The organism is Massilia sp. (genome assembly GCF_032106685.1).
In the GTDB taxonomy this organism is placed as follows: domain Bacteria; phylum Pseudomonadota; class Gammaproteobacteria; order Burkholderiales; family Burkholderiaceae_D; genus Telluria.
In genome coordinates this window covers 62,347-69,625 of sequence record NZ_DAMCPG010000029.1, presented here as the reverse complement: position 1 = coordinate 69,625, position 7,279 = coordinate 62,347, and the positions used below count along the sequence as shown (strand labels likewise).

Here is a 7,279-nt window from a genome sequence, read left to right as displayed (position 1 = left end):
TCGCCTCGCGCTACCTGCCGCACTACCTCGGCTGGCGCTGGGCGCTCGATGGCCGGCGCATCGATTCCCCGGAACGCTTCCTGCGAGCGGCGCTGGGCATCTTCAACAGGTAACGGTGACAGCGCCAGAATTTTTTTCGAAGGATGGAATAAACCGTCGAGCTCGCTCGTTTTCCTGATAACGGCGCAGGATAGGCCTCGCCACTGACAGGAGATACGACCATGAAGATCAACAACATCGCCCGCACCATCGCCATCGCCCTGACCCTGGGCGCCACCGCCTCGGGCCACGCCCAGTTGCTTGGCGGCGCAGGTGGCGGACTCGGCGGCTCGCTGGGCGGCACCATCGGCGGCGGCGGGATGGGCGCACGCATGAGCGGCATGGAACCGATGGGCGGCCGTGGCGCGCTGCCGGGCCAGCGCGGGATCGAGCGCCGCGTCAAGGCCACGGCAAGCGGCCGGGCCGCGGGCGGCGCCAACGCGCACGCCGCCCGCAACGCAGCCGAGGCGCCCGCCGCGCCCTCGTCCGCTACGGGAACGCTCGGCGGCGTGCTGGCGGGACAGGCCGGCGCCAGCCGTTCGGCGACGGTGGACGCGGGGCAGGGCGGTGTCGGCGGCAATGTCGGCGGCAGTGCGCAGGGGCAGGGCGGCGGTGAGGCCTCGGTTGCCGTGATGCCGGGCGCCGCAACCGGACAGGCGCGCGCATTCGCCGGCGCCGCGCGCACGCAGGCTGGCGCCGCCGCGGCCCCGGTGGCGGCCGGCGCGCGCAGCCAGCTTGACGCGACCCGCGCCTACGCGGGCGCCACGGCGGCGAACGCGCGCGGCATGGCCGCCGCCGCCAATGGCGCGGCCGGCGCCCTGAAGGACGCCGCGGGCAGCGCACGCCTGCCCGCATCGGCCACGCTGAGCGGATCGCTCGTGGCCGGGGCTAGCGCTGCCGGTTCGAGCGCAGCGTCGGGCGGTGGCGCGGGTACGAACTGATCCGGGTCAACCACATCGGGCGAAGCAGGATCCTCGTCAAGGGTGCTGTTTCGCTTATACCACTCACGCATGTCTATATGGAAAATTGATCGTTCTTGCTTCCATGCACATGTCATATACTCCATGGTTCGACCATTCAGCCGTTGGAGAAATCCTTGAACACCCGCCGTACATTCATCGCCTGCGCCATCGCGCTGACCGCCCAACTGTCGTTTGCCGCGAGCGCCCACGCCGACCAGCTGGCCGACATCAGGAAGAAGGGCGAGATCGTCTTCGGCGTGCTCGGCACGGACGAACCGAACAGCTTCATCGACCCGAAGACGCGCGAACTGGTGGGGTATGAAATCGATATCGCGCGCGCGGTCGCGAAGAAGATCGGCGTCAAGCCGGTGTTCAAGCAACTGTCGGTCTCGGCCCGCATCCCCGAGCTGCAGCAGGGCCACGTCGACGTGCTGGCCGCCACGCTGACCCACAACAAGGAGCGCGAGTCGCAGGTCGACTTCGCCCTGACCCATTTCGTGACCGGCTCCAAGGTCATGGTGCGCGCCGCCAGCGGCATCACCGCGCTGCCCCAGCTGGCCGGCAAGAAGGTCGTCACCGTGCGCGGCGGCACCCAGGAAACGAACCTTCGCGCGGCGGTGCCGACGGCGAACATCGTCACCTTCGAGAACACCCAGCAGGCTTTCCAGGCGCTGCAGCAGGGCAAGGGCATTGCCTACGTCAACGACGAGTCCTCGCTGCTGGCCGACTACGGCAAGCTCGGTCCGGCGGCGAAGAACTTCACCATCCTGGCGACCAGCATCGGCGTCGAGTCGATCGCGCTCGGCCTGCGCAAGGGCGAGAAGAACCTGAAGGGCGTGGTCGACGCCACCCTGCGCGAACTGGAAAGCAGCGGCGCGGCGAACGCGCTGTTCAACAAGTGGTATGGCCCGGGCACCCGCCCGAACATCGCCAAGCGCGCCTTCACCATCCATACCGACAAGATCTGAGCGCTTCCCGTTGCAATTTTTCGACCCCGGCATCCTGCAGTCCGGCCAGTACCATGACTGGCTGGTGCAGGGCCTCATCCTCTCCCTGCAACTGACGGCGGCCAGCTTCGTGCTGGCGCTGCCGTTCGGCGCGCTCCTCGCCCTGATGCGCAGCTCGCAGAACCGCCTGCTGCAGGGCATCGGCGCGACCATCGTCGAGGGCATCCGCAACGTGCCGCTGCTGGCTCACCTGCTGTTCTGGTATTTCGCCTTTCCCGAGCTGCTGCCCGAAGCGCTGAAGATGGCGCTCTACGACAGCAACCCGGAAGCCATCTGCGCCGTGATCGCCTTGAGTCTCTACAGCGGCGTGCACATGGCCGAGGATATCCGCAGCGGCATCCGCGCCGTGCCCAAGGCCCAGGTCGAGGCCGCGCGTTCGCTCGGCCTGGGACGCCTGGCCGCCGTGCGCCTGGTGCTGATGCCGCAGGCGATCCGCATCGCCGTGCCGCCGCTGCTGTCGCAGACGGTCAACCTGTGGAAGGACACCAGCGTGGCCACCGTGATCGGCGCGGCCGAGATCATGTACCAGGCCGCGCGCGTGGAGACCGCGAGCTTCCGCAGCGTCGAAGCGTTCACCTTCGCCACGCTGGCCTACCTGACGGTGTCGCTGCTGATCTCCCTGGCCGCGCAGCTGTACCAGCGCCGCTTCCCGGTGCGTACCGTATGAGGCCGGCATGATCGAACTGATCCAGGATTACTGGCTGTACTTCCTCGTCGGCCAATACCCGAACGGGCCGCTCGGCGGCCTGGCCCTGACCGTGCTGCTGTCCGGCGCCGCGCTGCTGCTGGCGATGCCGCTCGGTCTGCTGCTGGGCATTGCGCGCGTCAGCCCCTGGCGCGCCCTGCGCTGGCCGACCGCCGCGCTGGTGCAGGTGGTGCGCGCGGTGCCGCTGCTGCTGGTCGTGTTCTGGGCCTACTTCTTCCTGCCGGCGGTAACCGGCGTGAAGACCGGCCAGGCCACCACCATGCTCATCATCCTGGTGCTGTTCGACGCGGTCTACCTCGCCGAGATCGTCGCCGCCGGCCTCAAGGCGCTGCCCAAGGGGCAGATGGAAAGCGCGCGTTCGCTCGGCCTGAACTACATGCAGTCGCTGCGGCTGGTGGCGCTGCCGCAGGCGCTGCGCCACGTGCTGCCGTCGCTGGTCAACCAGCTGGTGGCGACCATCAAGGCGACCTCGCTCGGCTACATCATCGGCCTGTCGGAAGTCTCCTTCATCGCCACCCAGGTCAACACCCTGGTCTTCACCAAGGCGGTCGAGGTCTACATCATCCTCGCGCTGACCTATTTCGTCCTGTGCTTCGGCCTGTCCCGGCTGGCCTTCCTGCTCGAGCGCCGCCTCGGGCGTGCGGGCGCGCCGTCGTAAAGAAAGTTCGAACGATGATCGTTCTCCATAAAGTCAACAAGTGGTACGGCGACTACCACGCCCTGGTCGACGTGACCGAAACCGTCGCGAAGAACGAGGTCGTGGTCGTCTGCGGCCCTTCGGGCTCGGGCAAGTCGACCCTGATCCGCACCCTGAACCGGCTCGAGGAAATCGACGGAGGCCGCATCGCCATCGACGGGCGCGACATCCATGCGCGCGGCCTCGACGTCAACGCCCTGCGCGCGGGAATCGGCTTCGTGTTCCAGCACTTCAACCTGTTCCCGCACCTGACGGCGCTGGAGAACTGCATGCTGGCGCCGGTGAACCTGAAGCGTGCGACCAGGCTTGAGGCGAAAGCCTATGCCATGGAACTGCTGGAGCAGGTCGGGCTGGCGCACAAGGCCGACGCTTATCCGCACCAGCTCTCGGGCGGCCAGCAGCAGCGCGTGGCGATCGCCCGCGCGCTGGCGATGCGCCCGCCGATCATGCTGTTCGACGAGCCGACCAGCGCGCTCGATCCGGAAATGGTGGGCGAGGTGCTGCAGGTGATGCGCAAGCTGGCGGGGCAGGGCATGACCATGGTCTGCGTGACCCACGAGATGGGCTTCGCGCGCGACGTCGCGGATCGGGTCTGGTTCATGAGCGAAGGGCGGATCCTGGAGCAGGGGACGCCGGAGGTATTCTTCACCAACCCGACGCATCCGCGCGCGCAGCAATTCCTGGCCGACCGCGGCAACCGGTCATCGTAGGGTGGGCGGAAATCCGCCCACGCGGGGATCGTTGACGGCAACATCATCGCGCGGGGCAAACGGTGCCGACCGCTATCCCCGCGTGGGCAGATCGATCCGGGCCGCCGGCCCGAATCAATCTGCCCACCCTACGACTTCAACGCCGACAAATCCAGCTCGATCCAGGTCGGCACGTGGTCGCTCGGCTTCTCGCGCCCGCGCACCGCGTGGTCGGTGCCGGCGGCGCGCAGGGCCGGCGCCAGGGCCGGGCTGAGCAGCAGGTGGTCGATGCGGAGCCCCGCATTGCGACCGTAGGCATTGCGGAAGTAATCGTAGAAGGTGTAGATCACCTCGTCCGGATGCATGGCCCGCAGCGCATCGAGCCAGCCCTGGTTGACCAGGCGATGGAAGGCGGCCCTGCTTTCCGGCCGGAACAAGGCGTCGTCGACCCAGCGTTCCGGCTTGTAGACGTCGAGCTCGGTCGGCATGACGTTGTAGTCGCCGGCGATCACGACCGGCGCGCCGGTGTCGATCAACTGCTGGGCGCGCCCGATCAGGCGTTCGAACCAGGCCAGCTTGTAGTCGAACTTCGGCCCCGGCGCCGGGTTGCCGTTCGGCAGATACAAGCCGCAGATCACGATGTCGTTCACCACCGCCTCCAGGTAGCGGCTCTGCTCGTCGCTCGGGTCGCCCGGCAGGCCGCGCGTGACCTCGACCGGGTCGACCCCGCGCGCCAGGATCGCGACGCCGTTCCAGCTCTTCTGTCCCTGCCAGATCGCGCCGTAGCCGGCCGCGTTGATCTCCGCCAGCGGGAAGCGCTCCTGCGGCGCTTTCAGTTCTTGCAGGCAGGCGACGTCCGGCTTGGTTTCTTCCAGCCACTGGAGCAGGGCGCCGAGGCGGGCCCCGATGCCGTTGACGTTGAAAGTGGCGACACGCATGGTTTCTCCGATGTGATGGGCTGACGTAGTTGTAACGCAGGGCGCTCCTAGCCGGCGCACGGCAGTCTCCGCTTCCATGCGGGCCGGGTGAGAGGGCGGAGCGCGCGCCTTCCTGCTGAGCGTGCGCCTAAAATATTACAAAAAAGATATTATAGAATTTTACACACCACCCATCGGAGATGCTCATGTTCAAACACACCCTGCGCGCCCTCACCGCTTCCCTGCTGCTGGCCGCCACGGCCCAGGCGTCGGCAGGCGGCTGGGTCACCAAACCCCTGGAAATCGAGGGCGTGCTGGTTGAGGCTGTCGGTCCTGCGAATCGCTGCCTGTCGAAATTCGGCGGCACCATCAGCGGCCACGGCGACAGCCCGTTGATGGGCAAGGTGGTCTTCATCGCGACCGATTGCATCACCCCGGTCGGCCCGCTGTTCAACTTCAGCAACGGCAAGTTCATCGTCATGACGACCTCGGGCGACCAGATCTTCGCCAACTACAGCGGCCAGTTCGTCCCGACCGGCGAAGGCAGCAAGTACGTCTTCTCGGGCGCGAGCTTCCAGGTCACCGGCGGCACCGGCAAGTACGCGATGATCACCGGCGGCGGCACCCTGACCGGCGGCGAAGACATGGCGACAGGCGCCGGCAACATCAAGCTGTCCGGCCGCGTGCTGTATCTCCAGAAGTAACAGGATCTTCCGGTGCAGCCGCCTGCGGGCCTGGCATGCAGGCACGCAAGCGCCCCGCTAGCGCCTTGCCCGCGTCGGCGCCGGCGTCGGCGTCACCAGCATCAGGCGCGCGCCGGGCGACTTGGTGCGCGCCTTCAGCCATTCCTGGGCGCGCTTCAGTTCCTCGGGCTTGAGTGCGCGCTTGCAGCGGGCGCTCAGGATCGGCACCTGCTGCGTGCTGCCGTCCTCGGCGGCGGTAACCACCACGTTCCCCACCAGCACGTCGATGCAGTCCGGATACTGGGCGGTCAGTTCGGCGGCAATATCGAGGGCGGTCGCGTCCCAGGCGGCGCGCCGCGCCAGCTGCTCGCGCAGTTCGGCAATGGTGGCATCGCGTTCGCGCAGCCCGTTCTGGGTGTCGCGGAAGATATCGGCAAGGATGTCCGCCTTCAGGCTGGTCACGTCGACCCGGCTGTCCTCGGCCTGGTGCACCACCAGCCGCGCCCCCGCCAGGCCGGCGCCGGCCAGCCGTTTCTCGATCGTGGCGATGGCCTCGGCCGGCATGCGCGCGCCGACCAGGGTCAGCTCGATCTTGCGCTCCAGCGCGGACAAATTGGTGTCGACCACGTGGGTCTGAGCGCCATGGAATTCCTGGCGCACGAACTGGCGCGCGCGGCTGTCGAAGACTTCGTTGTCGACCAGCTGGACCGCCAGGTAGATGGACGGCAGGGCGGTCAGGGTCACCACCGCGATCAGGGTGCGCTTGACGCGGCGTTCGACGCGCGGGTCGACGAACTTGCGGTGCGGCAGGCGCAGGTATTCGATCACGATCACGGTCGAGGCGGCAATGAAGACGCAGTTGATCGAGAACAGGTAGAAAGCGCCGCCGAACATGGCCCAGTCGCCGTTGGCCAGGCCGTAGCCGGCGGTGCACAGCGGCGGCATGAGGGCGGTGGCGATCGCCACGCCCGGGATCACGTTCGACTTTTCGCGGCGGGTGATGCCGATGATGCCGGCCAGGCCGCCGGCCAGGGCGATCAGCACGTCCCACAGGGTGGGCGTGGTGCGCGCCAGCAATTCCGACTGGGCTTCCTGGAGCGGCGTCAGCAGGAAGTAGAGGGTCGAGGTGGCCAGGCTGATGCCGGCCGCGATGCCCAGGTTCAGCAGCGAGCGCCGGATCAGCGGGAAGTCGAAGATGCCGATGCCGTAGCCGATGCCGACGATCGGCCCCATCAGCGGCGAGATCAGCATGGCGCCGATGATCACCGCCGTCGAGTTCGTGTTCAGGCCGATCGACGCCACCAGGATCGCGAATATCAGGATCCAGGGCGTGGCGCCGCTCAGTTCGACCCCGGCGCGGATGCTGGTGTCGATGACGTCGTCGTCGGCCTTGTCATGCAGCAGGCTGAAGCGATGCTGGACCTTCGGCGGCTCCACGTGGGGCGCCAGGGTGGACGGCGCGGGTTCCAGGCCCGGTTCGGTCAGGCTCATGCCTGGCTCCGCACCGCGGCCGGCGGAAAAGTTGGTACAGGCCCGGTCATGCGTGCTCCTTGGGTGCGCGGGCCAGTCCGGCGCGCGC

The 7,279-nt window shown here is 67.8% G+C and carries 8 protein-coding genes and 1 pseudogene; 7 read left to right on the top strand and 2 right to left on the bottom strand.

Going from position 1 to position 7,279, the window contains the following annotated elements:
* The 6 genes and pseudogenes from RT688_RS16025 to RT688_RS16000 all read left to right on the top strand — a co-directional run.
* A pseudogene (locus tag RT688_RS16025) lies at window positions 1-113 on the top strand (IS1595 family transposase); the annotation flags it as partial.
* A 108-nt stretch (window positions 114-221) separates the two neighbouring features.
* A complete protein-coding gene (locus tag RT688_RS16020) occupies window positions 222-980 on the top strand; it encodes a hypothetical protein (protein ID WP_313705845.1) in 759 nt (252 codons plus the stop codon).
* 155 nt (window positions 981-1,135) lie between these two features.
* Complete coding sequence (locus tag RT688_RS16015; protein WP_409521927.1) at window positions 1,136-1,969, top strand: ABC transporter substrate-binding protein; 834 nt, start codon at window positions 1,136-1,138, stop codon at window positions 1,967-1,969.
* Window positions 1,970-1,979: 10 nt separating this feature from the next.
* Window positions 1,980-2,675, top strand: coding sequence for an amino acid ABC transporter permease (locus RT688_RS16010; protein ID WP_313705844.1), 696 nt, complete (start codon window positions 1,980-1,982; stop codon window positions 2,673-2,675).
* Window positions 2,676-2,682: 7 nt separating this feature from the next.
* Window positions 2,683-3,372, top strand: a complete 690-nt coding sequence (locus RT688_RS16005) for an amino acid ABC transporter permease (RefSeq protein WP_313705843.1) — start codon at window positions 2,683-2,685, stop codon at window positions 3,370-3,372.
* 14 nt (window positions 3,373-3,386) lie between these two features.
* Window positions 3,387-4,121, top strand: coding sequence for an amino acid ABC transporter ATP-binding protein (locus RT688_RS16000; RefSeq protein ID WP_313705842.1), 735 nt, complete (start codon window positions 3,387-3,389; stop codon window positions 4,119-4,121).
* A gap of 128 nt (window positions 4,122-4,249) precedes the next feature.
* On the opposite strand, the gene xth is transcribed toward RT688_RS16000, so the two are convergent.
* Window positions 4,250-5,038 (bottom strand): exodeoxyribonuclease III, encoded by a 789-nt coding sequence (gene xth / locus RT688_RS15995; RefSeq protein WP_313705841.1) that lies wholly within the window; start codon window positions 5,036-5,038, stop codon window positions 4,250-4,252.
* A gap of 185 nt (window positions 5,039-5,223) precedes the next feature.
* On the opposite strand from xth, the gene RT688_RS15990 reads away from it, so the two are divergent.
* The gene (locus tag RT688_RS15990; RefSeq protein ID WP_313705840.1) at window positions 5,224-5,721 is read left to right on the top strand and encodes a hypothetical protein; all 498 of its coding nucleotides are present in this window, start codon (window positions 5,224-5,226) and stop codon (window positions 5,719-5,721) included.
* A gap of 57 nt (window positions 5,722-5,778) precedes the next feature.
* Here RT688_RS15990 and RT688_RS15985 read toward each other — a convergent pair whose 3' ends face one another.
* The gene (locus RT688_RS15985; protein ID WP_313705839.1) at window positions 5,779-7,191 is read right to left on the bottom strand and encodes a TIGR00341 family protein; all 1,413 of its coding nucleotides are present in this window, start codon (window positions 7,189-7,191) and stop codon (window positions 5,779-5,781) included.
* Between the last annotated feature and the right edge of the window lie 88 nt (window positions 7,192-7,279).